The organism is Pseudomonas medicaginis, assembly GCF_965119365.1.
Classification (GTDB): Bacteria; Pseudomonadota; Gammaproteobacteria; order Pseudomonadales; family Pseudomonadaceae; genus Aquipseudomonas.
In genome coordinates this window covers 5420088-5446000 of the sequence record NZ_OZ221631.1, presented here as the reverse complement: position 1 = coordinate 5446000, position 25913 = coordinate 5420088, and the positions used below count along the sequence as shown (strand labels likewise).

The 25913-nt window shown below is 60.9% G+C and carries 27 protein-coding genes; 22 read left to right on the top strand and 5 right to left on the bottom strand.

The annotated features are described in order from the left end of the window. Positions 1-158 precede the first annotated feature (158 nt). The 6 genes from ACMTA2_RS23750 to araH all read left to right on the top strand — a co-directional run bounded on the left by ACMTA2_RS23750 (position 159) and on the right by araH (position 6611). The gene (locus ACMTA2_RS23750; RefSeq protein ID WP_003204233.1) at positions 159-905 is read left to right on the top strand and encodes a FadR/GntR family transcriptional regulator; all 747 of its coding nucleotides are present in this window, start codon (positions 159-161) and stop codon (positions 903-905) included. Next, positions 902-1777, top strand: coding sequence for an SMP-30/gluconolactonase/LRE family protein (locus ACMTA2_RS23745; RefSeq protein ID WP_413792026.1), 876 nt, complete (start codon positions 902-904; stop codon positions 1775-1777). Before ACMTA2_RS23750 ends, ACMTA2_RS23745 begins: the two co-directional genes overlap by 4 nt. Before the next feature lie 236 nt (positions 1778-2013). Further along, a complete protein-coding gene (locus ACMTA2_RS23740) occupies positions 2014-2832 on the top strand; it encodes an SDR family oxidoreductase (RefSeq protein ID WP_024616941.1) in 819 nt (272 codons plus the stop codon). 175 nt (positions 2833-3007) lie between these two features. Next, complete coding sequence (locus ACMTA2_RS23735; protein WP_413792025.1) at positions 3008-4012, top strand: substrate-binding domain-containing protein; 1005 nt, start codon at positions 3008-3010, stop codon at positions 4010-4012. 75 nt (positions 4013-4087) lie between these two features. After that, a complete protein-coding gene (araG, locus tag ACMTA2_RS23730; protein WP_413792024.1) occupies positions 4088-5632 on the top strand; it encodes an L-arabinose ABC transporter ATP-binding protein AraG in 1545 nt (514 codons plus the stop codon). Positions 5633-5642: 10 nt separating this feature from the next. Beyond that, positions 5643-6611 (top strand): L-arabinose ABC transporter permease AraH, encoded by a 969-nt coding sequence (gene araH, locus ACMTA2_RS23725; RefSeq protein ID WP_092201941.1) that lies wholly within the window; start codon positions 5643-5645, stop codon positions 6609-6611. A gap of 141 nt (positions 6612-6752) precedes the next feature. On the opposite strand, the gene ACMTA2_RS23720 is transcribed toward araH, so the two are convergent. Both ACMTA2_RS23720 and ACMTA2_RS23715 read right to left on the bottom strand, forming a co-directional pair. Then, a complete protein-coding gene (locus ACMTA2_RS23720) occupies positions 6753-7133 on the bottom strand; it encodes a Rho termination factor N-terminal domain-containing protein (RefSeq protein WP_413792023.1) in 381 nt (126 codons plus the stop codon). A gap of 32 nt (positions 7134-7165) precedes the next feature. Then, complete coding sequence (locus ACMTA2_RS23715) at positions 7166-7513, bottom strand: hypothetical protein (protein WP_413792022.1); 348 nt, start codon at positions 7511-7513, stop codon at positions 7166-7168. A 189-nt stretch (positions 7514-7702) separates the two neighbouring features. On the opposite strand from ACMTA2_RS23715, the gene ACMTA2_RS23710 reads away from it, so the two are divergent. Next, entirely contained in the window at positions 7703-8185 is a 483-nt protein-coding gene (locus ACMTA2_RS23710; protein WP_413792021.1) for a GNAT family N-acetyltransferase, read from the top strand. 5 nt (positions 8186-8190) lie between these two features. Here ACMTA2_RS23710 and ACMTA2_RS23705 read toward each other — a convergent pair whose 3' ends face one another. Beyond that, complete coding sequence (locus ACMTA2_RS23705; RefSeq protein WP_413792020.1) at positions 8191-8823, bottom strand: glutathione S-transferase family protein; 633 nt, start codon at positions 8821-8823, stop codon at positions 8191-8193. 188 nt (positions 8824-9011) lie between these two features. Here ACMTA2_RS23705 and ACMTA2_RS23700 point away from each other — a divergent pair, with 188 nt between their 5' ends. The 5 genes from ACMTA2_RS23700 to ACMTA2_RS23680 all read left to right on the top strand — a co-directional run bounded on the left by ACMTA2_RS23700 (position 9012) and on the right by ACMTA2_RS23680 (position 14183). Beyond that, entirely contained in the window at positions 9012-9992 is a 981-nt protein-coding gene (locus ACMTA2_RS23700; RefSeq protein ID WP_413792019.1) for a 2-dehydro-3-deoxygalactonokinase, read from the top strand. A 19-nt stretch (positions 9993-10011) separates the two neighbouring features. Then, entirely contained in the window at positions 10012-10632 is a 621-nt protein-coding gene (locus tag ACMTA2_RS23695) for a 2-dehydro-3-deoxy-6-phosphogalactonate aldolase (RefSeq protein ID WP_413792018.1), read from the top strand. Positions 10633-10682: 50 nt separating this feature from the next. After that, positions 10683-11831 carry a galactonate dehydratase gene (gene dgoD, locus ACMTA2_RS23690; protein ID WP_186707213.1) on the top strand — a complete coding sequence of 383 codons (1149 nt, stop codon included), beginning with the start codon at positions 10683-10685 and terminating at the stop codon, positions 11829-11831. A 178-nt stretch (positions 11832-12009) separates the two neighbouring features. Beyond that, complete coding sequence (locus tag ACMTA2_RS23685) at positions 12010-13320, top strand: MFS transporter (RefSeq protein ID WP_413792017.1); 1311 nt, start codon at positions 12010-12012, stop codon at positions 13318-13320. Positions 13321-13379: 59 nt separating this feature from the next. Continuing rightward, complete coding sequence (locus ACMTA2_RS23680; RefSeq protein WP_072406290.1) at positions 13380-14183, top strand: IclR family transcriptional regulator; 804 nt, start codon at positions 13380-13382, stop codon at positions 14181-14183. An 82-nt stretch (positions 14184-14265) separates the two neighbouring features. Here ACMTA2_RS23680 and ACMTA2_RS23675 read toward each other — a convergent pair whose 3' ends face one another. Then, complete coding sequence (locus ACMTA2_RS23675; protein ID WP_413792016.1) at positions 14266-15318, bottom strand: NAD(P)-dependent alcohol dehydrogenase; 1053 nt, start codon at positions 15316-15318, stop codon at positions 14266-14268. A gap of 178 nt (positions 15319-15496) precedes the next feature. Between ACMTA2_RS23675 and ACMTA2_RS23670 the strand changes: the two genes are divergently transcribed. After that, the gene (locus ACMTA2_RS23670) at positions 15497-16387 is read left to right on the top strand and encodes an AraC family transcriptional regulator (protein ID WP_413792015.1); all 891 of its coding nucleotides are present in this window, start codon (positions 15497-15499) and stop codon (positions 16385-16387) included. 186 nt (positions 16388-16573) lie between these two features. Here the strand turns inward: ACMTA2_RS23670 and ACMTA2_RS23665 are convergent, their stop codons facing one another. Further along, positions 16574-18238 (bottom strand): electron transfer flavoprotein-ubiquinone oxidoreductase, encoded by a 1665-nt coding sequence (locus ACMTA2_RS23665; RefSeq protein ID WP_413792014.1) that lies wholly within the window; start codon positions 18236-18238, stop codon positions 16574-16576. Positions 18239-18781: 543 nt separating this feature from the next. Here ACMTA2_RS23665 and ACMTA2_RS23660 point away from each other — a divergent pair. The 9 genes from ACMTA2_RS23660 (at position 18782) to ACMTA2_RS23620 (ending at position 25813) form a co-directional block, all read left to right on the top strand. Then, complete coding sequence (locus tag ACMTA2_RS23660) at positions 18782-19531, top strand: electron transfer flavoprotein subunit beta/FixA family protein (RefSeq protein ID WP_014339477.1); 750 nt, start codon at positions 18782-18784, stop codon at positions 19529-19531. Positions 19532-19533: 2 nt separating this feature from the next. Continuing rightward, a complete protein-coding gene (locus ACMTA2_RS23655; protein WP_413792013.1) occupies positions 19534-20463 on the top strand; it encodes an electron transfer flavoprotein subunit alpha/FixB family protein in 930 nt (309 codons plus the stop codon). A gap of 75 nt (positions 20464-20538) precedes the next feature. Further along, a complete protein-coding gene (locus ACMTA2_RS23650) occupies positions 20539-21363 on the top strand; it encodes a substrate-binding periplasmic protein (protein WP_413792012.1) in 825 nt (274 codons plus the stop codon). Between the two features lie 9 nt (positions 21364-21372). Beyond that, positions 21373-21732, top strand: coding sequence for a DUF4398 domain-containing protein (locus ACMTA2_RS23645; RefSeq protein WP_413792011.1), 360 nt, complete (start codon positions 21373-21375; stop codon positions 21730-21732). After that, positions 21729-22538: an OmpA family protein gene (locus ACMTA2_RS23640; RefSeq protein WP_413792010.1), complete on the top strand. Its 810-nt coding sequence runs from the start codon at positions 21729-21731 to the stop codon at positions 22536-22538. The genes ACMTA2_RS23645 and ACMTA2_RS23640 overlap by 4 nt, the downstream gene beginning before the upstream one ends. 200 nt (positions 22539-22738) lie before the next feature. Continuing rightward, complete coding sequence (locus ACMTA2_RS23635; RefSeq protein WP_413792009.1) at positions 22739-24181, top strand: aminotransferase-like domain-containing protein; 1443 nt, start codon at positions 22739-22741, stop codon at positions 24179-24181. Positions 24182-24267: 86 nt separating this feature from the next. Beyond that, the gene (locus tag ACMTA2_RS23630; RefSeq protein ID WP_413792008.1) at positions 24268-24747 is read left to right on the top strand and encodes a translation initiation factor 2; all 480 of its coding nucleotides are present in this window, start codon (positions 24268-24270) and stop codon (positions 24745-24747) included. Between the two features lie 148 nt (positions 24748-24895). Beyond that, complete coding sequence (locus ACMTA2_RS23625) at positions 24896-25150, top strand: YkgJ family cysteine cluster protein (protein ID WP_413792007.1); 255 nt, start codon at positions 24896-24898, stop codon at positions 25148-25150. Between the two features lie 54 nt (positions 25151-25204). Further along, on the top strand, positions 25205-25813 hold the full coding sequence (locus ACMTA2_RS23620; protein ID WP_413792006.1) for an START domain-containing protein: 609 nt from the start codon (positions 25205-25207) through the stop codon (positions 25811-25813). Positions 25814-25913 lie beyond the last annotated feature (100 nt).

The window sequence follows — 25913 nt, the reverse complement described above, 5'->3', positions numbered from 1 at the left end:
GCCCGCTCGCGAAGGCTCCGGCCCATCCACCTCTTCTCAACTGACCCACCGCTATCGCGAGCAAGCTCGCTCCCACAGTGGCCAAGTAAAATTCAAATTGACACCCAATCATATGATGATTAGCGTGGGCCTCCAAAAGAGTGGCCCGCGGGGTTTTCATGTCCAGCAGTTTTCATGCATCGACCGTCGATTGGCTGGGGGGCTGGATAGCCGCCGGCCAGGTCAAGCCTGGGCAGACCATCAAGGTCGAGGCGGACTTGGGCGAGCAACTGGGCGTCAGTCGCACGGTGATACGCGAGGCGATCAAGACCCTGGTGGCCAAAGGCATGCTGGAGGTCGGGCCGAAAGTCGGCACGCGGGTATTGCCGGTGCGACGCTGGAACCTGTTCGACCCCCAAGTGGTGGGCTGGCTGTCACGCAGCGGCCTGCCGGAAAACTTCGTCGATGATTTGCTGGATCTGCGCCGTACCATCGAGCCGATGGCGGTGCGTTGGGCCTGCGAGCGGGCCACGGCCGATCAGGTGCAGGCAATCCGCCTGGCCTACCATGCGCTGGAGCGGGCGGTGGACAGCGGCGCCGACTACAACCGCGCCGACCAGTTTTTCCATGAGTGCATCCTGGCCGCCAGCCATAATCAATTTATCGAGCAAATGGTCCCGGCCCTGGGTGCGTTGCTGGCGGTGTCATTCGAAGTGTCGGCGGCCGACCCGGATGAGCTGCGCCGCACCTTGCCGATCCACAAGGACATCGCCGACGCCATAGCCGCCCGTGACGCCGCGCGTGGCGTCTGGGCCTGCATGACCCTGATCGATAACGCCGACTTGGCGATCAAACGTTTTTACCCCAATGTCATGGCCGGTCGAACAGACGCCGCCGGGCAAGCCGGGAACGGGAGGTTTCAATGAAGTGGACGGCTGTGACGGAACACCGGGCGAAGTTGGGCGAGGGGCCTTTCTGGGATGCGCCGACCCAAGCATTGTATTGGGTCGATATCGCCGGCAAGCAGGCGTTGCGGCTGATCGGCGCCAATGTGGATATCTGGCAGATGCCCGAGCATGTGTCCGCCTTCATACCGACCCAGCATGGCGACGCGTTGGTGACCTTGAGCAGTGGCGTCTATCGCCTCGATCTTGATTCGCCAGGCCTGGAACCGCGGCTGACGCTGTTGTGCATGGCCGACCCCCAACTGGGCAATCGTGCCAACGAGGCCCGTTGCGACGCCCTGGGCCAACTCTGGCTCGGCACCATGCAGAACAACATCGGTGCCGAAGGCGAGGACTTGCCGATCGAGCACCGGTCCGGCGGATTGTTTCGCGTCGGCAGCGATGGCCGGGTCATGCCTTTGTTGCGTGGGTTGGGCATCCCGAACACGTTGCTCTGGAGCCCTGATGGCACCACGGTGTATTTCGGCGACAGTCTGGATGGCACGTTGTATCGGCACTTTATCTACCCGGAAGGCAACCTGGCGCCGGCCGAGGTCTGGTTCGGCCCGCACCCGCGTGGCGGGCCGGATGGCTCAGCGATGGATGCCCGGGGCTATATCTGGAACGCCCGCTGGGACGGCAGTTGCCTGTTGCGACTGACCCCGGACGGCCAGGTCGATCGAGTGATAGAACTGCCTGTCAGTCGCCCGACCAGCTGTGTATTTGGTGGTGAAGATTTCAAGACGTTGTACATCACCAGCGCGGCGAGCCCCTTGGGTCATCCGCTGGACGGTGCCGTGCTGTCGATGCGTGTCGATGTGCCTGGCGTGGCCTGTACAAGGTTTGCTGGATAATTCCCAATATGTGGGATGTAAATATATATATTGAGATTAATCGGCGGCCGGGTTTATAGTCGGCTCCATCGGCAATACGCACTCACACTAAAAAAACAAGACAGGTGAAGTGATGCAACGATCTTTCCCCGTACGCCCCGGCGGCGTACGTCGGCCACTGTTCTTTCAAGCGCCTTCGCGCCGGTCATCCGTGGATGCCCGGTTTTTGTCGTGCCCGTGCGCAGTAGCCTTGAGCCATGGCTGAGCCCTTGGTCTTGCCGCCCGTGCCGGAGCCACCCAAGGGTGAACGCCTGAAGGACAAGGTCGTGCTATTGACCGGCGCCGCCCAAGGCATTGGCGAGGCGATCGTCGCGGCGTTCGCTTCGCAACAGGCCCGGCTGGTGATCAGTGATATCCAGGCGCAGAAGGTCGAAGCGGTGGCCGCCCACTGGCGTGAACGCGGGGCCGATGTGCAAGCGCTGCAGGCCGATGTGTCGAAGCCGCAGGATTTGCAGGCCATGGCCCGTCGTGCCGTCGAACTGCACGGTCGCATCGATGTGTTGGTCAACTGCGCCGGCGTCAATGTCTTCCGCGACCCGCTGGAAATGACCGAAGAGGACTGGCGCCGCTGCTTCGCCATCGACCTGGATGGCGCCTGGTACGGTTGCAAGGCGGTGTTGCCACAGATGATCGAGCAGGGCGTGGGCAGCATCATCAACATTGCCTCGGTCCATTCGTCCCACATCATTCCCGGCTGTTTCCCTTACCCGGTGGCCAAGCATGGCCTGCTCGGCCTGACTCGCGCCCTGGGCATCGAATATGCGCCCAAGGGGGTACGCGTCAACGCCATCGCCCCGGGTTATATCGAAACCCAACTGAACGTCGACTACTGGAACGGCTTTGCCGACCCCCATGCCGAACGTCAGCGTGCGCTGGATCTGCACCCGCCACGGCGCGTCGGGCAACCGATCGAAGTGGCCATGACGGCCGTGTTCCTGGCCAGTGACGAAGCACCGTTTATCAATGCCTCATGCATCACCATCGATGGAGGACGTTCGGTCATGTACCACGACTGAATATTCCTGGATTGCAGTGGGAAACTTCGCCTGTAATCCAATCATCATACGATATGACTATTCAGGCCTATGCTGTGTAGCAACTTGATGTAACCGCCCAGCCTGCGCATTTCCACCGACGGTGGAGCAGAAACCTGGACGTTTGGCTTTCAATAAAAAAAACAAGGAGTCAACTATGAAACATCGTCGTGGGATCCGTTCCCTGTGTCGCGCCGCCCTGGCGGTTACCGCGGTCAGCCTCAGCAGCCACTTGCTGGCGGCCGATGCAGTAAAAATTGGTTTCCTGGTCAAGCAGGCCGAGGAGCCTTGGTTCCAGACCGAATGGGCGTTTGCCGAGAAGGCGGCCAAGGACAAAGGCTTTGAGTTGATCAAGATCGCCGTGCCCGACGGCGAGAAAACCCTCTCGGCCATCGACAGCCTGGCCGCCAACGGGGCCAAGGGTTTCGTGATCTGCCCGCCGGACGTATCCCTCGGCCCGGCCATCGTGGCCAAGGCCAAGCTCAACGATCTCAAAGTGATTGCTGTCGACGACCGTTTCGTCGACGCCAGCGGCAAGTTCATGGAAGACGTGCCGTACCTGGGCATGGCCGCGTTCGAGGTGGGCCAGAAGCAGGGCGCCGCCATGGCTGCTGAAGCGAAAAAACGCGGCTGGGATTGGAAGGAAACCTATGCGGTGATCAACACCTACAACGAACTGGACACTGGCAAGAAGCGCACCGACGGTTCGGTCAAATCCCTCGAGGAGGCCGGCATCCCGAAAGACCACATCCTCTTCGCCGCCCTGAAAACCCTCGACGTACCCGGGAGCATGGACTCCACCAACTCGGCCCTGGTGAAGCTGCCAAGCGCCGCCAAGAACCTGATCATCGGTGGCATGAATGACAACACCGTGCTGGGCGGCGTGCGCGCCACCGAAGCGGCCGGGTTCAAGGCGGCCAATGTGATCGGCATCGGCATCAACGGCACCGATGCGATCGGTGAGTTGAAGAAGCCTGACAGCGGCTTCTTCGGTTCGATGCTGCCAAGCCCGCACATCGAAGGCTACAAGACTGCCGAAATGATGTACGAGTGGATCACCACCGGCAAGGAACCGCCGAAGTACACCGCCATGGACGAGGTGACGCTGATCACCCGGGAGAACTTCAAGCAAGAGCTGGAAAAAATCGGCCTGTGGAACTGACGGCCGGTTGATTCAAAAGCGGCCCTGGCCACTTGAGTGGCGGGGTCGCTTGATCTCTGTAAGTTCGAGGTGGTTATGCAAGCGCAAACAGCGACACGGCAACATAACATCGGCGGCAGCTTGCGGTTCAACGGGATCGGCAAGTCCTTTCCCGGCGTGCAGGCGCTGGCCAATATCAGTTTCGTTGCCCATCCGGGGCAGGTCCATGCCTTGATGGGTGAAAACGGCGCTGGCAAGTCCACGCTGCTCAAGATCCTGGGCGGTGCCTACATCCCGAGCAGCGGCGACTTGCAGATCGGCGAACAGACGATGGCGTTCAAAGGCACCGCCGACAGCATCGCCAGCGGCGTGGCGGTGATTCACCAGGAACTGCACCTGGTGCCGGAAATGACCGTCGCTGAAAATTTGTTTCTCGGCCACTTGCCGGCGCGTTTCGGCCTGGTCAATCGTGGCGTGCTGCGCCAACAGGCGCTGACGCTGCTTAAAGGCCTGGCCGACGAAATCGACCCCCAGGAAAAAGTCGGTCGCCTGTCCCTCGGCCAGCGCCAATTGGTGGAAATCGCCAAGGCCTTGTCCCGCGGCGCCCACGTCATTGCTTTCGACGAACCCACCAGTAGTCTGTCGGCCCGGGAAATCGACCGTTTGATGGCGATCATCGGTCGGCTGCGAGACGAGGGCAAAGTGGTGCTCTACGTCAGCCATCGCATGGAGGAGGTGTTCCGCATCTGTAACGCGGTGACGGTGTTCAAGGATGGTCGCTACGTGCGGACGTTCGAGAACATGAGTGAGTTGACCCATGATCAACTCGTCACGTGCATGGTCGGTCGTGATATCCAGGACATCTATGACTACCGTCCTCGGGAGCGCGGCGATGTGGCGCTGCAAGTGAAGGGCCTGTTGGGGCCGGGCTTGCGCGAACCGGTGAGTTTCCAGGTGCACAAGGGCGAGATCCTCGGCTTGTTCGGGCTGGTCGGTGCCGGTCGTACCGAGCTGCTGCGCTTGCTCAGTGGCTTGGAGCGTCAGCGCGAAGGAAGTCTCGTCCTGCACGACAAGGAACTGAAACTGCGTTCACCTCGGGATGCCATCGCTGCGGGCGTGCTGCTCTGCCCGGAGGATCGCAAGAAGGAAGGCATCATCCCGTTGGGCAGTGTGGGCGAGAACATCAACATCAGTGCGCGCCCGGCTCATTCCGCGCTGGGCTGCCTGTTGCGTGGCGACTGGGAGCGGGGCAACGCCGACAAGCAGATCAAATCGCTGAAAGTGAAGACGCCGGCGGCCAGCCAGAAAATCATGTACCTGTCCGGCGGCAACCAACAGAAGGCGATTCTTGGACGCTGGCTGTCGATGCCGATGAAAGTCCTGCTGCTGGACGAGCCCACGCGCGGCATCGACATCGGTGCCAAGGCGGAGATCTACCAGATCATCCACAACCTGGCGGCCGACGGTATCGCGGTGATTGTGGTGTCCAGCGACCTGATGGAAGTGATGGGCATTTCCGACCGAATCCTGGTGCTCTGCGAAGGGGCCATGCGCGGCGAGCTGCCGCGTGACCAGGCCAACGAATCCAACCTGCTGCAACTGGCGCTGCCGCGCCAACGCGTTGCCGACGCGGCGAACTGAGAGGTAAATCATGACCATTCAAAACAATGCACTGCCAACGGCACGCAAACCCCTGGACCTGCGCCGTTTCCTGGATGACTGGGTCATGCTGCTGGCGGCCATCGGCATCTTCGTGCTCTGCACCCTGATGATCGACAACTTCCTGTCGCCGCTGAATATGCGCGGCCTGGGCCTGGCAATTTCCACCACCGGCATCGCGGCCTGCACCATGTTGTATTGCCTGGCGTCCGGGCACTTCGACTTGTCGGTCGGTTCGGTGATTGCCTGTGCCGGCGTCGTCGCGGCGGTGGTGATGCGCGACACCAACAGCGTGTTCCTCGGCGTCAGCGCGGCGCTGGTGATGGGGCTGATCGTCGGCCTGATCAACGGCATCGTCATCGCCAAGTTGCGGGTCAACGCGTTGATCACCACCCTGGCAACGATGCAGATCGTCCGCGGCCTGGCCTACATCTTCGCCAATGGCAAGGCGGTGGGGGTGTCGCAGGAGTCGTTCTTCGTATTCGGCAACGGCCAGTTGTTTGGCGTGCCGGTGCCGATCCTGATCACCATCGTCTGCTTCCTGTTTTTCGGCTGGCTGCTGAACTACACCACCTACGGGCGCAACACCATGGCCATCGGTGGCAACCAGGAAGCGGCGTTGTTGGCGGGGGTGAACGTTGATCGCACCAAGATCATCATCTTCGCCGTGCATGGTTTGATCGGCGCCCTGGCCGGGGTGATCCTGGCCTCGCGCATGACCTCGGGCCAACCGATGATCGGCCAGGGCTTCGAACTGACCGTGATCTCGGCGTGCGTGCTGGGTGGGGTGTCGTTGAGCGGTGGTATCGGCATGATCCGCCACGTCATTGCAGGCGTGCTGATTTTGGCGATCATCGAAAACGCGATGAACCTGAAGAACATCGACACCTTCTACCAATACGTCATTCGTGGCTCGATTCTGTTGCTGGCGGTGGTGATTGACCGCTTGAAGCAGCGCTGAGCCCTGCGGCGACCGGGCGGGCCCCTTCGCGAGCAAGCTCGCTCCCACACTGGTTCTGCGCAGTGCCGAGGTTCTGAGCCCTGACACAAAAACCTGTGGGAGCGAGCCTGCTCGCGATAGCGTCCTTCCTGACGCCAACAATCACCCCGCCTTGCGCAAGGCTTCGACCAGCTCCTGCTTGCGCATCTTCGAGCGCCCGGGAATGTTTTTCGCCCGGGCCTCCTTCATCAGGCTGTCCACCGTCTGGGTCCCATGGGAGGCTTTACTGGTGCGCGGGTGACCTTCGCGGGTCTTGGCAGCACGGCGGGCTGATTCCTTGCGGTCGGTTTTCTTGGCCGTCGCCGGTTTTTCCTTGCCCGAACCACCGGAGCGTTCGCCACCACCGGACTGTTTGTTCACGGTCGCCCAGGCACGTGCCTCGGCTTCGTTCTCGGACACGCCTTTTTTCTCGTAACCCTTTTCAATGTGTTCGGCCTTGCGCTTTTGTTCGGCGGTGTATTTGTCTTTGCTTCCACGAGGCATGGGATATTCCTCCTCAAATGTCTGAGCAGAGGCTATTGGCTGGCGGCGCCACCCTCGGAGCCCGAACCTCCGGTCGTGGTTTTAGAGCCCACCCCGGTCTCGGCGTTATCAGGTGCGGTCGAGTCCGGCGTATTCATGCCTCCCTGGCGCCCCGTGTCATTGCCTTGCACCCGCGGGTCGGTGCCGGTAGCCGGTGGTTGACCATTGTTCAAGGTGCCGCCGCCGGTGCCGTCGGTGTTCAACTTGGGCAGGCCTTGCGTGGCCGGAGAGTTGGGTGCCTGCACCGGGTCGGTCGGCCCCGTACCGGAAGTGGATGCCGCGAACGCCGCCGAGGACAGCAGTGCAGTGAGGGTGAATGCAGTCAGCCTTGAAGTGATCATGGTGTCGCCTCCATTTTTAGAATGCTTGCCTGATCTTGGGCCGTAGCGGTTCGAGGTTGGTGCCTGGGGGGCGACGAATGGTGTGTTGGGAAAACCGGCTGGCTGCCCGTCAAGAACCTGGACGCTGCCCGTGACGAGCGCGACGTAGCGGCTTAGTATGGCGCTTTCAATTGGCTACAAGGCCTGCTCATGTCCATCGAGATCCGTCCTGCGCAACCCAGCGATGCGCCTCAAATCCTTGCCTTCATCACCGAGTTGGCCGATTACGAAAAGGCCCGCCACGAAGTCATCGCCAGTGTGGCCGACATTGAGCGCAGCCTGTTCAGCGAAGGCGCGACCGCCCATGGGCTGATCTGCCTGCGTGACGGCGTGCCGATCGGTTTCGCGGTGTTTTTCTTCAGTTATTCCACTTGGCTGGGCAGCAACTGCTTGTACCTCGAAGACTTGTACATCACGCCTGACCAGCGCGGTGGCGGGGCGGGCAAGACGTTGCTGCGCCATTTGGCGAAAATTGCCTGTGACAACGATTGCGGGCGCTTCGAATGGAGTGTGCTGGACTGGAACACGCCGGCCATCGAGTTCTACAAATCCCTCGGCGCGCAACCCCAGGAAGAGTGGGTGCGCTACCGAATGGACGGCAAGGTGCTGCGGGATTTCGCCCACGGCAACTGAGCACTTCACGAGTGTGCGGCGGATGCGTACTCGGCAAATCCGGGGCGCTGTTCCAGCCGCTTGCAATAGGCGGCGACCGCTGGATAGTCGGGACGCTCCATGGGCGCCTGGCGCCAGCGGTGTACGGACAAGCCGATGAGCACATCCGCAAGGGAAAACGCCGCACCGGCCACGTAGGCGCCGGTACGGTTCAACTGCTGCTCCAGCAACCCCATCTTCTCGTTCCAGCCTTTTACGCCGGCAGCGATGCGCAGTGGGTCCTGGAAGTCTGGATTCTTGCGTACCAGGGCGTGGAATGCGTAGCCCCATGACGGGTTGAGCTCTGTGGCTTGCCAGTCCATCCACTGCTCGACACGCGCCCGTGCGGCAGGTTCGACAGGCAACAGGTCGTTGCGCCCATGTTTACCCACCAGATAGCGGCAAATGGTGTTCGACTCCCAGAGCACACCGTTCTCATCAATGATCACCGGCACCTGGGCATTGGGATTCAAGGCCAGGAAATCCGGGTCTTGGGTTGAAGAAAAACCAATGCCCCAGTCTTCGCGCTCGTAGGCGATGTCCAGTTCCTGGCAGGTCCACAGCACTTTTCTGACATTGATCGAGGAAGTGCGACCGAGGATTTTCAGCTGTTGTCCCATCACTTGTTCCCTGAGTTGTTTGGCGTCCGCTCAGAAACGTAGCAGGGTCTTGGACGGATGGCGATTGGCTTTATGGTTGGCTTATTAAATCCCAATATATGGGAGTGATATTTATATATTGAGATTTCGCTGCGCGCAGGTTTATAGTCCGTCTCACTCACTGCCAAAAAACAGAACAGGTGAAGCGGATGCAGGCGCAATTGATCGCGCTCGATTGGGGGACGACCTCCTTACGGGCTTACAAACTGGCAGCCGGTGGCGAGGTGCTCGAGCAGCGCTCGCTGTCATCGGGGATCATGCAGTTGCCTTCCGAGCCGCGAACCGTGGCCGGCCGGGTGTGCATCGACGGTTTCGAACTGGCCTTCGACGAGGCCTGCGGCGACTGGCTCGATGCTCAGCCAGGCTTGCCTGTGATCGCCTGTGGCATGGTCGGCAGTGCTCAGGGCTGGCGTGAAGCGCCTTACTGCGACACACCCGCCAACGTCGCCAATCTCGGACATTCCCTACAAACCGTTCGCAGCCTTCGCGGTGTCGATGTGCACATCGTGCCGGGCGTGATCCAGCGTTCACGCTTGCCCAATGTCATGCGGGGTGAAGAAACCCAGGTGCTCGGCGCCTTGCACAGCCTGCCGGACGAAGCGGTGCTGATCGGCCTGCCGGGCAGTCATTCGAAATGGGTGGAAGTGGCCGATGGCTGCATCGTGCATTTCGACACCTTCATGACCGGCGAGATCTTCGCCGTGCTCAGTGACCACAGCATTCTCGGCCGCACCCAGCAACGAGGGGCGACCTTCGATGGCGTGGCCTTTGATCGTGGCGTACAGGTGGCGTTGTCGGTGGACGGCCAGATCGGTCCGTTGTCCACGGTGTTCAGCGCTCGCAGTCTGGGCTTGACCGGCGAACTGGAGGCCAGCGCCCAGGCCGATTACCTCTCGGGCCTGCTGATCGGCCATGAGCTGACGGCGCTGGCCGAGGTGCAGCGTCGGCGACGCGACAGCCTCCATCTGCCGACGGTGGTGCTGATCGGCAACTCCCAACTCTGTGTCCGTTATCAACGGGCCCTCGACGCCTGCGGCTTCGCCCGGGTGGTCCTGGCCGAACAGGCCACCGAACGCGGTTTGTGGCAACTGGCCGTAGCGGCCGGGTTGCTCGATTCAACCGCCCCCTGAACCTGACTGGAGGTCTGACATGCTCACACAAGCACTGGCGCACAACGGGCTGATTGCGATCCTGCGTGGCCTGCGTCCCGAAGAGGCGGCGGCCATCGGCGAAGTCCTGTACAGCGCCGGATTTCGCGTCATCGAAGTGCCGCTCAATTCCCCCGAGCCGTACGAAAGCATCCGCATCCTGCGCAGTACCTTGCCCGCCGATTGCCTGATCGGTGCCGGTACCGTGCTCACGCCGGAACAGGTCGAGCAGGTGAAAGTCGCTGGCGGCCAAGTGATTGTCATGCCTCACAGTGATCCGAAGGTGCTGCGAGCGGCGAAAGCGGCGGGCTTGTACCTGTCGCCAGGTGTCGCCACGCCCACTGAAGCCTTTGCCGCGCTGGCTGAAGGCGCCCATGTGCTGAAGCTGTTTCCCGCCGAGCAAATGGGCCCGGCGGTGGTCAAGGCCTGGCTCGCCGTGCTGCCGGCCGGGACCGTGCTGGTGCCGGTGGGTGGGATTACGCCGGACAACATGGCGGTGTTCCTCGAGGCCGGCGTCAAGGGCTTCGGCCTCGGTTCCGGGCTGTTCAAGCCGGGTCTGACGGCGGAGGAAGTGGCGGTACGCGCCAAGGCCTACGTGGCCGCATGGAATGCCTTGAACTGAAGACTTTTCCAGCGCCCTCGTGCGCTGCATCTGATAAGAGAGACAACAAGATGAAAATCACCAAGCTGACCACGTTTATCGTTCCGCCGCGCTGGTGCTTCCTCAAGGTCGAGACCGACGAGGGCGTGACTGGTTGGGGCGAGCCCGTGGTTGAAGGCCGTGCCCACACGGTGGCGGCGGCTGTCGAGGAATTGTCCGACTATCTGATCGGCAAAGACCCACGCAATATCGAAGACATCTGGACCGTGTTGTATCGCGGCGGCTTCTACCGTGGCGGGGCCATTCACATGAGTGCCCTGGCCGGCATCGACCAAGCGTTGTGGGACATCAAGGGCAAGGCCCTGGGTGTGTCGGTCAGCGACCTGCTGGGCGGCCAGGTGCGCGACAAGATCCGCGTGTATTCGTGGATCGGCGGTGACCGGCCGGCGGACACCGCCCGCGCCGCGAAAGAGGCCGTGGGCCGTGGCTTCACGGCGGTGAAGATGAACGGCACCGAAGAGCTGCAGTTTCTCGACACCTTCGAAAAGGTCGACCTGGCCCTGGCCAACGTGGCGGCGGTGCGGGATGCGGTGGGGCCGAACGTCGGCATTGGCGTGGATTTCCACGGCCGGGTGCACAAGCCCATGGCCAAGGTGCTGATGAAGGAACTCGACCCCTACAAGCTGATGTTCATCGAAGAGCCGGTGCTCAGCGAAAACTACGAAGCCCTCAAGGAATTGGCGCCGCTGACCAGCACCCCGATTGCCCTGGGCGAGCGGTTGTTCTCGCGCTGGGACTTCAAGCGTGTACTCAGCGAAGGCTACGTGGACATCATCCAGCCGGATGCCTCCCACGCCGGTGGCATCACCGAAACCCGCAAGATCGCCAACATGGCCGAGGCCTACGACGTGGCGCTGGCGCTGCACTGCCCGCTGGGCCCGATCGCCCTGGCGGCGTGCCTGCAACTGGATGCGGTCTGCTACAACGCGTTCATCCAGGAGCAAAGCCTGGGCATCCACTACAACGAGAGCAACGACCTGCTGGATTACATCAAGGATCCGCAGGTGTTCGACTATGACAAGGGTTTTGTGAAGATCCCGAATGGTCCGGGCCTGGGCATCGAGATCAACGAGGAATACGTCATCGAACGCGCGGCCATCGGCCACCGCTGGCGCAACCCGATCTGGCGTCATGCCGATGGCAGTTTTGCCGAGTGGTGAGTCAGGCCTGACCCTGTGGGAGCGAGCTTGCTCGCGATGGCGATGTATCAGTCATGCATATGCCAACTGACACACCCTCATCGCGAGCAAGCTCGCTCCCACAATTTGATCTTCGCAAGCGGGGAGATCTTCTTCGATGCGCCCGTTTCCTCAATAAACATAAGAAGAGGCACCTCACATGCAAGCGCACACCCTGAGCGCGCAGGCGTCGTTGGTGACGCCCAGCCGTAAGCGTTTTTTCATCATGGTCCTGCTGTTTATCACCGTGGTGATCAATTACCTGGATCGCAGCAACCTCTCGATCGCCGCCCCCGCATTGACCAGCGACCTGGGCATCGATCCGATCCACGTCGGGCTGATTTTCTCGGCGTTCGGCTGGACCTACGCCGCCATGCAGATCCCCGGTGGTTGGCTGGTGGACCGGGTGCCGCCGCGCATTCTGTATAGCGTGGCATTGCTGTTGTGGTCGGTCGCCACGGTAATGCTGGGTTTTGCCGCCAGTTTCATCGCGCTGTTCGTGCTGCGCATGGCGGTCGGTGCCCTGGAAGCGCCGGCTTACCCGATCAACAGCCGCGTGGTCACCACTTGGTTTCCCGAGCGCGAGCGGGCCACGGCCATCGGTTTCTATACCTCCGGGCAGTTCGTCGGCCTGGCCTTCCTGACCCCGGTATTGGCCTGGCTGCAACACGCCTTCGGTTGGCACATGGTGTTTGTCGCCACGGGTGCGGTGGGCATTCTCTGGGCGGTGATCTGGTACGCGGTGTATCGCGAGCCACGGGATTTCAAAGGCGTCAACGCCGCCGAGATCGATCTGATCCGCGAAGGCGGCGGGCTGGTGGATATCCAGGCCGAGACCGCAAAAGTGAAGGCGAAATTCAGCTGGACCGACCTGGGCATTGTCCTGACTCAACGCAAGTTGTGGGGCATTTACCTGGGGCAGTTCTGCCTCAACTCCACGCTGTGGTTTTTCCTGACGTGGTTCCCGACCTACCTGGTGAAATATCGCGGCATGGACTTCATCAAGTCAGGGCTGCTGGCGTCGCTGCCGTTCCTCGCGGCGTTTGTCGGTGTGCTGTGTTCCGGGTTCTTCTCCGACTGGTTGATCCGCCGCGGCGCCACCGTGGGGTTTGCGCGCAAGCTGCCGATCATTGGCGGGTTGCTGATCTCGACCTCGATCATCGGCGCCAACTTCGTCGAATCGACGCCCCTGGTGATCGCCTTCCTGGCCCTGGCGTTCTTCGGCAATGGCCTGGCGTCGATCACCTGGTCGCTGGTCTCCACCCTGGCGCCGGCGCGATTGCTCGGGTTGACAGGCGGGGTGTTCAACTTGATCGGTAACCTGGCGGCCATTGCCACGCCGATCGTCATTGGCTTTCTCGCCAGCGGCGATTCGTTTGCCCCGGCCATCACCTACATCGCTGTCCTGGCATTGGCTGGCGCGCTGTCCTACATCCTGTTGGTGGGGAAGGTCGAGCGCATCGAGTTGTAGTCCGACGGGGCGGGCGACCATAATGCCGCCCGTTCCCCGCTCACTGTTGAAGGCCGGCTATGCAGCAAGACGATCCAAAAATCACCAAGGACGCCGCGCCCACAGGCACGCAGACATTGCTGCGTGGCTTGGGCGTGGTACAGGCGGTCGCCAGCGGCGCCCGTGACTTGAAGGAAATCGCCCGGCTGATCGGAACCACCCGCAGTACCACCCATCGCCTGGCCAGTTGCCTGGTGGATGAGCGTTATCTGCGTGTAGTGCCGCAAGTGGGCTACCTGCTGGGGCCGAAATTGATCGAGCTGGGCTTTCAGGCCCGGGAAGAGTTGCCACTGGTGAGCCTGGCGGGGCCGTACCTGGACGAGCTGTCGGCGCTCACCGGGGACACCGTGCACTTGGCGATTCGTGAAGGCGATGAAGTCTTGTACCTGCTGAAAAATCCAGGGCGCAACGGCCCGGAAATGCGCTCGCGCGTAGGCCATCGCATGCCGTTGGCGCGCACCGGGATCGGCAAGGCGCTGATGCTCGATGACACTCAGGAACAATGGAAGCGGCTGTATGAAATCAGCCTGCCAGCCGGTGGGAAGAATCAGTTCTGGCCCCAGCATCAGGAGCAATCCTGGGAGCAGTTCCAGCAACGAATGCTGGAGTACGTGGCGGGGGGCTATGCCTTCGACCTGGAAGACAATGAACCGTCGATTCGCTGCGTGGCGGCGCCGATCCGTGACGCGGGCAAGCGCATCGTCGCGGGTATCAGCATTGCCAGCACCGTGCCGTACATGCCGCTGGAAAAGATGGCCGAGCTGATTCCCCTGGTCAAAGGGGTCACAGCCCGGCTGTCGGCAGAGTTGGGCGCCAAGGTCTGATGAGTGGCCTGTGTGGCTAACTCATGCACTCAACTTCGGCGCCAGAACTTGAGTACTCGAATTAACCGTACAGGCCACTGCGTCAGGCCTTGAGGGTCGCCATGTCGATGACGAAACGGTATTTCACGTCACCGGCGATCATGCGGCTGTAGGCCTCGTTGATCTGACGGATGTCGAGCATCTCGATGTCGCAGCTGATGTTGTGCTCGGCGCAGAAATCCAGCACTTCCTGGGTTTCTGCGATCCCGCCAATCAACGAACCGGCCAGGACGCGACGGCCCATGATCAAGTTGGCCGCATGGACCGGTGGATCGATCGGCTCGACCAGACCCACCAGGATGTGCACGCCATCGAAGCGCAGGGTGCTGAGGTAGGGATTGAGATCGTGCTGCACCGGAATGGTGTCCAGCAGGAAATGGAAGCGTCCGGCCGCGGCGGCCATCTGCTCGGGGTCGGTGGACACGATCACATGATCGGCGCCCTGGCGACGGGCCTCTTCAGCCTTGCTGGCCGAGCGGGTGAACAACGTGACTTCCGCGCCCATGGCTTTGGCGAACTTGATACCCATATGGCCGAGGCCACCCATGCCCAGCACGCCGACCTTGTCGCCGGCCTTCACGCCGTAGTGCTTGAGGGGCGAGTAGGTGGTGATGCCGGCGCAGAGAATCGGTGCGGCGCTGGCCGGGTCGAGCGCGGCCGGGATGCGCAACACGAAGTGCTCTTGGACCACGATGCTGTTGGAGTAGCCACCCATGGTATGCCCGCCGCTGACCCGGTCCGGGCTGGCATAGGTCTGGGTCATGCCCTGATAGCAGTATTGCTCCAGGTCCGCGTGACAAGCTTCGCACTCGCGGCAGGAGTCGACCATGCAGCCAACACCGACCAAGTCGCCGACCTTATGACGGGTGACATTTGCACCGACGGCGGTGACTTTGCCGATGATCTCGTGGCCAGGCATCAGTGGATAAACGGCGATGCCCCATTCGTTGCGCGCCTGGTGGATGTCGGAGTGGCAGACGCCGCAATAGAGGATTTCGATCGCCACATCGTCAGCTCGCGGGCTGCGGCGTTCGAACTTCATGGGGGCGAGGGGAGCGGTGGGCGATTGGGCGGCGTATCCGATGGCGGTGTACATGATGGACCTCGCTAAGCAGTGAACAGTGAGGTGATCTATTCTGGGAGCCTTGACGGTATGCGGCGATGACCATTCCTACGGGTGTCATGCCTAATCCTCCGGCCTTGGCCTGGGATTGCTCCTATGTGACGCCAGACCTGCGATGATGTTCCTATCCATTTTTTCGTGAAGTTTTCCCATGTTGCTGACCCGTCATCTCGATGCCAACGCGGCGCTGGTTTCGCTGATCGAACCCTTGGCGACCCGTGACGGCTTTATTCCTACGCGCCTGCCTGGCGTGCAAGTGCTGCGGTGCAGCCAGGACATCGCCCGTGGCCCGCAGCTCTACGAGCCGAGTCTGGTGATCATCGCCCAAGGCAGCAAGCTGGCGTACCTGGGACCGCGTACGCTGGAGTATGGCGCCGGGCATTACTTGATCCAGGCGTTGCCGGTGCCGTTCGAATGTGAAACCTACGCCATGCCCGATGCTCCGTTGCTCGGGATTTCGGTTGCGATCGATCGGGCTCTGTTGGGCGAGCTGGTGCTGGCCATGGGGTTGATGCCGGGGCGAAGTCTCGCGGCCCAGACGCCGGAATCCATGACCAGCGCCGTGCTCGATGGCGCCATGCGCGGATGCGTCGAACGCCTGTTGCAGTGCTTGCACGACCCGCTGGAGTGCCAGGTCATGGGCCAGGCGCGGCTGCGCGAATTACTCTTCGCCGCCTTGCGCGGGCCCCAGGCCGACGTGCTCCGGGCGTTGGTGGAGCAGCATGGGCAGTTCGCCCGGATCGCCGCAGCCCTGAGCCATCTGCACGCGCATTTCACCGAACCGCTGAACGTCGAGACCCTGGCCAATTGCGCCAACATGAGTGCTTCGACGTTTCATGAGCATTTCAAGCGCAGCACGCTGCTTTCGCCAGTGCAGTACCTCAAGCGCTTGCGTTTGCTCAAGGCCCAGCGGTTGTTGCTCGTCGATGGCATGGGCGTGGCGCAGGTGGCCCATCAGGTGGGGTATCAGAGTTCGTCGCAGTTCAGTCGGGAGTACAAGCGTTATTTCGAGCGTAGTCCGGGGGAGGAGCGCGCCGCCTGATCCACTGATGTCGCCTTGTGGGCGCGAGCTTGCTCGCGATCGTGTGTGTTTCGGTCAACATCTGTGTTGAATGAAAAATCGCTATCGCGAGCAAGCTCGCTCCCACACTTTGGACTGTGGTGTTCCTTGAATGGCAGGCAACAAAAAGGCCCCCATTACGGGAGCCTTGATGTACAGCGCAACGGCTTACATGTTCGGGTAAGTCGGTCCGCCAGCGCCTTCCGGCGACACCCAGGTGATGTTCTGCGCAGGGTCCTTGATGTCACAGGTCTTGCAGTGCACGCAGTTCTGGGCGTTGATCTGGAAGCGCTTCTCGCCGTCTTCCTTGGTCACCACTTCGTACACGCCCGCCGGGCAGTAGCGCTGGGCCGGTTCGTCGTACAGCGGCAGGTTCTTGCTGATCGGGATGCTCGGGTCGGTCAGCTTCAGGTGGCAGGGCTGTTCTTCTTCGTGGTTGGTACCCGAGATGAACACCGAGCTGAGTTTGTCGAAGCTGATCTTGCCGTCGGGTTTCGGGTAGTCGATCTTTTTGCAATCGGCGGCCAGTTTCAGGCAGGCATAGTCCGGCTTGGTGTCGTGCAGGGTGAGTGGTATTTTGCCGCCGAAGATGTTCTGGTCGATCCAGTTGAAACCGCCACCGATGATGGCGCCGTATTTGTGGATCGCCGGGCCGAAGTTGCGGCTGGCGAACAGCTCTTCATACAGCCAGCTGCTCTTGAAGCTGTCGACGTAGGCGGTCAGTTCATCACCCCCTTCGGATTCGGCGAACAGGCGATCAGCCACGGCTTCGGCGGCGAGCATGCCGGATTTCATGGCGGTATGGCTGCCCTTGATCTTGGCTACGTTCATGGTGCCCAGATCGCAGCCGATCAATGCGCCACCCTTGAAGACCATTTTCGGCAGCGAATTGATACCACCCTTGGCTAGTGCACGAGCACCGTAGCTGACACGCTTGCCACCTTCCAGGTACTGCTTGAGTACCGGGTGATGCTTGAGGCGTTGGAATTCGTCGAACGGCGACAGGAAGGTGTTGCTGTAGGACAGGTCGACGATCAGGCCGACCACCACCTGGTTGTTTTCCAGGTGATAGAGGAAGGAGCCGCCGGTGTTCTCGGTGCCCATGATGTCCAGCGGCCAGCCAGCGGTGTGCACCACCAGGCCGGGTTGATGCTTGGCCGGGTCGATTTCCCAGATTTCCTTCAGGCCGATGCCGTAGTGCTGGGCGTCAGCCTCGCTGTCCAGGTTGAAGCGCTTGATCAACTGCTTGCCGATGTGGCCACGGCAGCCTTCGGCGAACAGCGTGTATTTACCACGCAGTTCCATGCCCGGGGTGTAGAGGCCTTCCTTCGGGTGGCCTTCGCGGTCGACACCCAGGTCGCCGGTGATGATCCCGCGCACTACGCCGTTCTCGTCGAACAGCGCTTCCTGGGCGGCGAAACCCGGGTAGATTTCCACGCCCAGATTCTCGGCCTGCTGGGCCAGCCAGCGGCACAGGTTGCCCAGGGAAATAATATAGTTGCCTTCGTTGTGCATGGTCTTGGGCACAAAGAAGTCAGGGATTTTGCTCGCGGCCTCGGCGTTCCTCAGGACATAAATGTCATCACGCACGACGGGCGTGTTCAACGGCGCGCCGAGTTCTTTCCAGTCCGGGAACAGTTCGTTCAGGGCACGGGGCTCGAACACCGCGCCGGAGAGGATGTGCGCACCGACTTCGGAACCTTTTTCGACCACGCAGACGCTGATTTCCTTACCGGCTTCGGCGGCCTTCTGTTTCAGTCGGCAAGCGGCAGACAGGCCAGCGGGGCCGGCACCGACGATGACCACGTCGAATTCCATGTATTCGCGTTCCACAGGCTATCTCCTACTCAAGGCTCACAGTTTTTCTAATTGGAGGTTTGGCGTTGCATCCGTTGTTTCCTTCGCCAAAAGCGCCGAAAGCGACAATGGATGAACCGCGGGTCTCTCTTAAGCGGCGCATTATATCTACACCACTCTCAGGGTCCAATACAAACGTTTGTTTGAAATTGCCGCAGCCCAGATAAATCACTGACGTACGGCTTATGACTGACCATTTTGCCGTATTGACCGGAATAGGCGTTCCGGTCAAGATACGGGCGGTTTTGCGCTCGCCGTAGGCTGACTGTTGGTTTCAAGAGCACCTCTAAAGACAGGGCGAAGGCAGCACAAAGTGACGTATTGCGCGGTTTCGAGGCGCAGTTTACACGCCGCGATAATGAATGACTCCTCGGTCATCACTGACGAATGGTCTTCACTCCCGTGAGCAGGTCATGTGTGGTTCATGCCGGCGTTTTTAGAGGTGCCCTTGCGCCCATGAGCATCAACCGCCAGGTTCGCCTAGGCGACTTTTTTTCACCGGAGAGTAACGAGGAATCCATGAAGGTTCTTGTAGCTGTCAAACGAGTGGTCGACTATAACGTCAAGGTTCGCGTCAAGGCGGACAACTCCGGCGTCGACCTCGCCAACGTCAAGATGTCGATGAACCCCTTCTGCGAAATCGCCGTGGAAGAAGCCGTACGCCTGAAGGAAAAAGGTGTTGCGACCGAGATCGTCGTCGTCTCCATCGGCCCGACCACCGCCCAGGAACAACTGCGCACCGCGCTGGCACTGGGTGCCGATCGCGCCATCCTCGTCGAATCCGCCGAAGACCTGACCTCCCTGGCCGTGGCCAAGCTGCTCAAGGCCGTTGTCGACAAGGAACAGCCATCGCTGGTAATCCTCGGCAAGCAGGCCATCGACAGCGACAACAACCAGACCGGTCAGATGCTCGCGGCATTGAGCGGCTACGGTCAGGGCACCTTCGCTTCGAAAGTCGAAGTGTCCGGCGACAGCGTTGCCGTGACCCGCGAGATCGACGGCGGCGCACAGACCGTTTCCCTGAAACTGCCGGCCATCGTCACCACCGACCTGCGTTTGAACGAGCCGCGTTACGCGTCGCTGCCAAACATCATGAAAGCCAAGAAGAAGCCGCTTGAAGTGCTGACCCCTGACGCTTTGGGCGTTTCCACCGCCTCCACCAACAAGACCCTCAAAGTCGAAGCACCGGCTGCACGCAGCGCGGGCATCAAGGTCAAGTCGGTGGCTGAACTGGTCGAGAAACTGAAAAACGAAGCGAAGGTAATCTGAACATGACTATCTTGGTAATCGCCGAACACGATAACAAGGCGCTGGCTCCGGCCACGCTGAACACCGTTGCTGCCGCAGCCAAAATCGGCGGTGATGTGCACGTCCTGGTAGCCGGGCAGGGCGCTAGCGCCGTTGCCGAAGCTGCCGCGAAGATCGCTGGCGTGGCAAAAGTGCTGTCGGCCGACAACGCCGCCTACGCGCATCAACTGCCGGAAAACGTTGCGCCACTGGTAGCGGAGCTTGGCAAGGGTTACAGCCACATCCTGGCTGCCGCCACCTCCAACGGCAAGAACATCCTGCCGCGCGTTGCTGCCGCGCTGGACGTCGACCAGATCTCCGAGATCATCTCGGTGGAAAGCGCCGACACCTTCAAGCGTCCGATCTATGCCGGTAACGCCATTGCCACTGTTCAATCGAACGCTCCGGTCAAGGTCATCACCGTCCGCGCCACCGGTTTCGACCCGGTTGCCGCCGAAGGTGGTTCGGCTGCTGTCGAAGCAGTAGGCGCTGCCCACGACGCCGGCATCTCCAGCTTCGTCAACGAAGAACTGGCCAAGTCCGATCGTCCTGAGCTGACCGCTGCCAAGATCGTCGTTTCCGGCGGCCGTGGCATGCAGAACGGTGACAACTTCAAGCACCTGTATGCCCTGGCTGACAAGCTCGGCGCTGCCGTCGGTGCTTCCCGCGCCGCGGTCGACGCCGGTTTCGTGCCCAACGACATGCAGGTCGGCCAGACCGGCAAGATCGTTGCGCCACAGCTGTACATCGCCGTCGGTATCTCTGGCGCGATCCAGCACCTGGCCGGCATGAAAGACTCCAAGGTGATCGTTGCGATCAACAAGGACGAAGAAGCGCCGATCTTCCAGGTGGCCGATTATGGCCTGGTAGCGGACCTGTTCGAAGCCATCCCTGAGCTGGAGAAGCTGGTCTAATCCGGCGTCTTCACTTATAAAGAGCCCGGCCCTTTGGCCGGGCTTTTTATTTCTGCCTCAGAGGAGCGTATTGCCATGGATCTGCGTCGTTTGGCCGGCTGGTCGTTGCTGTGGACGTTGGCGCTCGTGCCAGGCTTGTCTGTCGCCGCGGGCAAATGCGAACGACTGATCGCCACCGGCAGCCCGGATGCGCCGCCTTACCTCTGGCAAGACCCCCAGGACCCCAAGCACCTGATCGGCGCCGGTGCCGACTTGCTCCAACAAGTGGCGGGAGAGCTGGGGATCAAGATCGAATTGCTGTATGCCGGCAAGCGCGCCCAGGCGCTGGACGAAGTGCGCAGCGGGCGCATGGACTTGCTTACCGATGCGCCGCTGACCACGACCGGGCTCGATGCCCTGGATTATGTCCACCCGCCCTTGCTGGAAAACGATTACCTGGTCTGGACCCGCAAAGACACGACCCTGGTCATCAACCAGCCCGAAGACCTTCACGGTCATCCCGGCGCATTGTCGGAAAAGTCTCGCATGACCCAAGGATTCGGCGTTTTTGCCGAGCAGCAATTGTCCCTGGTGCGAACACCCAACCTGACCCAGGCCTTTCAGAAATTGCTGTTGGGAGAGGTGGAATATGTCCTGGCAGGGCGCTACTCAGGCCTGGCAATGGCGCAGACACTGGGGATGGCCAACGACCTGCAAGCCGCACCGCAACCGGTGGACAACCCCGGGCTGTTCCTGGCGCTTTCCCATAACTCCGCCTGCAATGACCCATGGTTGCGCGGACAGCTGGCGCAAAAGATGACAGAATTGGCCGCGTCCGGTCTGACGGAGGCTGTGTTGCTGCGCAATCTCGAGCGTTGGAAAACACAGTTGCAGCCACCTGTCAGTGCCCCAAAACAGTAGGGAACATTAGTGACTATTCGACCTCTTTTCGCTGCCCTGGCCGTTCTGGCTCTGGCGGGCTGCGCAGCCGATCCGGCGCCGAATGAACAGATCCGCCTGACCGAACAGGCACTGGAGCAAGCCCGGGCCGTTGGCGCCACTGCCGACGAAGTGCCCGAATTGAAACTGGCTGAAGAAAAATTCATACGCGCCAAATCCAACATGGCTGACGAATCCTACAAGAAGGCGCGCATGCGAGCCGAACAGGCTGAACTCGACGCCCGCTTGGCTGAAGCGAAGGTGCTGACCCTCAAGAGCCAAGAGCAACTGAACGTGCTCGACACCCGAATCAAGCGCTTGCGCAAACAGTTGAGGGAGGATGCCCAATGAAGCACTCCCACGTATTGGGCGGTTTGCTCCTCGCAGGCCTGGCCAGCTTGTATGGCTGCGCCGGCCAGCGTAGCGAGGCGGCACTCGAGCAGGCCAGCACCGATTTCCAGAAGGTCAAGGAAGACGCCAACGTATTGCGTGCCGCGCCTCGGGACTTGATCCGCGCCGGCGAATCCCTGGCCCGTGCCGATCGTTTGTCGAGCTACTGGGGCAGCGGCGAGGATGTGCAGCATTACGCCTACCTGAGCCAGCGCTACAGTGCTATCGCGCGGGAGCACAGCAACCAGGTGCTCAATGAAGAGCGCGCGGCGAAGCTCGAACTGGAGCGTCAGCGCCTGCAGTTGGCCCTGCGCGAATCCAAGTTGCTGAGTGTGCAGCAGCAGGGCAAATGGCTCGAAGAACAGATCATGGCGATGGCGACCACCCAGACTGATCGGGGCTTGGTGATGACCCTGGGCGACGTGTTGTTCGACACCGGCGAAGCAGAACTGAAAAACTCGGCCAACCGGGTCGTGCTCAAGATCGTGCAGTTCTTGCAACTCAATCCCAAGCGCGTGGTGCGTATCGAGGGATACACCGACAGCACCGGCGGCAAGCAGGAAAACCTCAAGCTGTCTCGTGACCGCGCACAGTCGGTTGCGGATGTGCTGGTGGACCTGGGGATTGATGAAAAACGCATCCAGGTCGAAGGCTACGGTGATGAATACCCGGTGGACGTCAACGCTTCCGAGCGTGGCCGGGCACAGAACCGTCGCGTTGAAATTGTGTTCTCCGACGAAAAAGGCCAGCTCGGCGCCGCCCGCTGAGGGCTGCGTCACTGGAAAACCCGGCCCCTGTAAAAGGCGCCGGGTTTTTTTGGCCCTGCAATCGATGGGCGACGAGTACAGTTAGAGCTGTCACTCCACTGTACTGTCGAGTAATCTGGCAACTGTCCCAGTACACTTCTAAACTGTTCCGGTATCGTTTCCGACAAGAATAAAATGCCTGTGAAATCGAGTGCTGCGTCATGACCAACCTCTTGCTCTATCAACGTATTGCTCAACAGCTGGCTGAAGACATCCGGCGTGGTGTGTATCAGCCCGGTGAACGCGTGCCGTCGGTGCGCAAGATGAGCTCGCAGCTCAACGTCAGCCACGCCACGGTGTTGCAGGCCTACGCGAACCTTGAAGACCAGGGGCTGATTCGTGCGCGGCCGCAATCGGGTTACTACGTGCACCAGACGCCGGCCCTGACGGCACCGACGCCGGACATTGCCCGGGTCGAGCGCCCGGGGCTGGTGACGCGCAGCAGCATCATCCAGCAGGTATTGGTCGAGTCGCGCCGCGAAGGGGTGTTCCCCCTAGGCGCGGCGGTGCCGAGCGTCGACTATCTGCCTGTCCGGGCCTTGCATCAGCAACTGGCCAAGGTCACACGCTTCCACAGCCCGCGGGCGTTCAGCTACATGTTCAGCCCGGGTTTCGAGCCGTTGCGCCGCCAAGTGGCGATTCGCATGCGCGATGCCGGCGTCGTGGTGGACCCTTCCGAGGTAGTGATCACCCACGGCTGCGTCGATGCGCTGCAGATGTCCTTGCGGGTGCTGACGCGGCCGGGGGACTTGATCGCCGCCGAGTCGCCCACCTATTACGGCCTGCTGCAACTGGCGGATCTATTGGGCCTCAAGGTCATCGAGATCCCCAGCGACCCGGTCACCGGCATGAGCCTGGAGGCCTTGCAGTTGGCGGCCAACCAGTGGTCGATCAAAGCGCTGGTGCTGACCACGCGCCTGAGCAATCCCCTCGGTGGCACCATGCCGGAAGAGCGGCAGAAGCAACTGCTGCGCCTGGCGTCGGACTTCGACATCCAGGTCGTCGAGGACGATATCTATGGCGAGTTGATGTTCGAGCAGGGGCGCACCAAGGCCCTCAAGGCCTACGACCGGCTGGACCGGGTCATCTACTGCTCGAGTTTTTCCAAGACGTTGTCGCCGGGTGTGCGCATCGGTTGGATGATCGCGGGGAAATTCCAGCAGGAAATCCAACGGCTCCAGACCTTCAGTACGCATTCGGCGTGCAGCGTCACGCAGATGGGCATTGCCGCGTACCTGGAAAACGGCGGCTATGACCGGCACTTGCGCTATATCCGCCAGGAGTACCGCAAGAACCTCAGCGCCTTTCAACTGGCGGTGCAGCAGTACTTCCCCGAAGGCACGCAGATGAGTCGTCCCACTGGAGGCTTCATCCTGTGGGTCAGCCTGCCGGGGCGGGTCAATACCCAGGAGTTGCATGTGCGGGCGTTGCAACAAGGCATCAGCATCGCGCCCGGGCTGATTTTCAGTAACACCGAGCAGTTCAACCACTGTATTCGCCTGAACTGCGGTACACCCTGGAACCGTGAGGCAGAGCGAGCCTTGATGACGTTGGGGTTGTTGGCAACGCAATTGTGCCAAGAAACGGCCAGCGGGTTTCTATAGGAATCAGCGGCTTAGCTTGATGTGCTTGTCAGCGCCTCATTATCAGGCGAGCATGGTGGATCTCTGCCGTCAGTGCCGTTGTGTCTATGAAAGCCATTGTTCCTGTTGCCTGGGTTTTGATCGGCCTGTTGAGCGTCTTCCCGATGGGAGGTGTCGCCGTGGCGGCCCCGGCGCAGGAAAAACCGGCTGTCGGGGCCACGAAGACTGCGCCGAAAAAAGCCGCAGTGACCCAGAAGCCGGCCGTCAAAAAGGCGGCTGCGGCGAAGAAAAAAAAGCGCGCCCCCATTGCTTCCAAGAGCAAGTCAGCCCGCGAGGTCGCCAAGACTCCATTGCCGCCGGCCAAGCTGGACCTGAGCCTGCCCCATGACATGGTCGAGGAACTGCAGCCACCGGGTAAGGTGCCGTTGCCCAAGCGGGAGCCGCTCTTGCCGTCAATGTTTGGAGAGAAACCCGGACCGTTCCAGCTCAATGGCCGCCTGTTGAGCAATGAAATGCAGCTGCCACTGCGCAATCAGGAGCGCAATGAGGTGGAAGGCGCAGCGCTGGATTTCGAATTCAAGCAATAAACTTTCGGCAGGCCTGCAGTTCGTCGCTGACCATTCGGTCATCCCGCCGTGGGCAAAAAAACACGCAGACGGTAATTTAAAACGAGTGTTTTAGCCGTTACTCTGTGTTCTGTTACTAACCATTACCTGTCGTGAGGATGTTGTCGTCATGAAATGCCGTGAAGGCTGTGGCGCCTGTTGCATCGCCCCTTCCATCAGTTCACCTATCCCGGGCATGCCCCAAGGCAAGCCGGCGGGAGAACGTTGCGTGCAATTGTCGGTCGATAACCTGTGCCGGATCTTCGGCCAGCCGGAGCGCCCGGCGGTGTGCTCGGCGTTCGAAGCCGACATCGAGGTTTGCGGCAGCAGCAGTGAAGAGGCCATCCGGCTGATCGGTTGGTGGGAGCAAATCACGGCAGCGTAATGAGTCAATGAACGGCTCCTAACTGAACGAACTTGGACAATAAGGAAAAGAACTATGGGTTCGCTGCATCGTATGGCTGTGTTGTGTGGGTTGACCGTGTTGCTGGCAACGGCCACCGCCCAGGCAGAGGACTGGCAGGTTGCCAAGGAGCAGGACGGTATCAAGGTTTCCCTCAGTGAGGTGGCGGGCTCCAAATACAAGGCCTATCGCGGCGTGACGGTGATGAAAACCACCATGGCCAAGCTTCGGGCCTTGCAGGAAGATGTCGTCGGCGCCTGTGCCTGGATTCATGAATGCAAGAGCCAGAAATTGCTCAAGCACGAAGGCAATCAGAGCTGGACCTACACTCAGTTCAATACGCCATGGCCGGTGACGCCTCGGGACTCGGTGCTGGAAATCACCACCGAGGAGGGCGCCGATGGTAGCCTGACCCGCAAGCTCAAGGGCATGCCCAAGTACCTGCCTGAAGAAAAAGATTTCGTGCGAGTGGCCCAGGTCGAAGGCTTCTGGACATTCACGCCAAAAGGCGCGGACCAGATCGAAGTCGTTTATCAAGTGCACACCGAGCCGGGGGGGGACGTGCCATCCTGGCTGGCGAACAAGTTCGTGGTGGATGCGCCGTTCAACACCCTCAAGGCCCTGAGGGAACGCGCCGAAAAATAGTCGGCCGAGGCAGCACAAGAGAGACCGCCCCCCGAGGCGGTCTTTTCATGTGTGCCGTCCAGACGCCCGGCGGAACGATTGTCCGGACCTCAATGTCGAG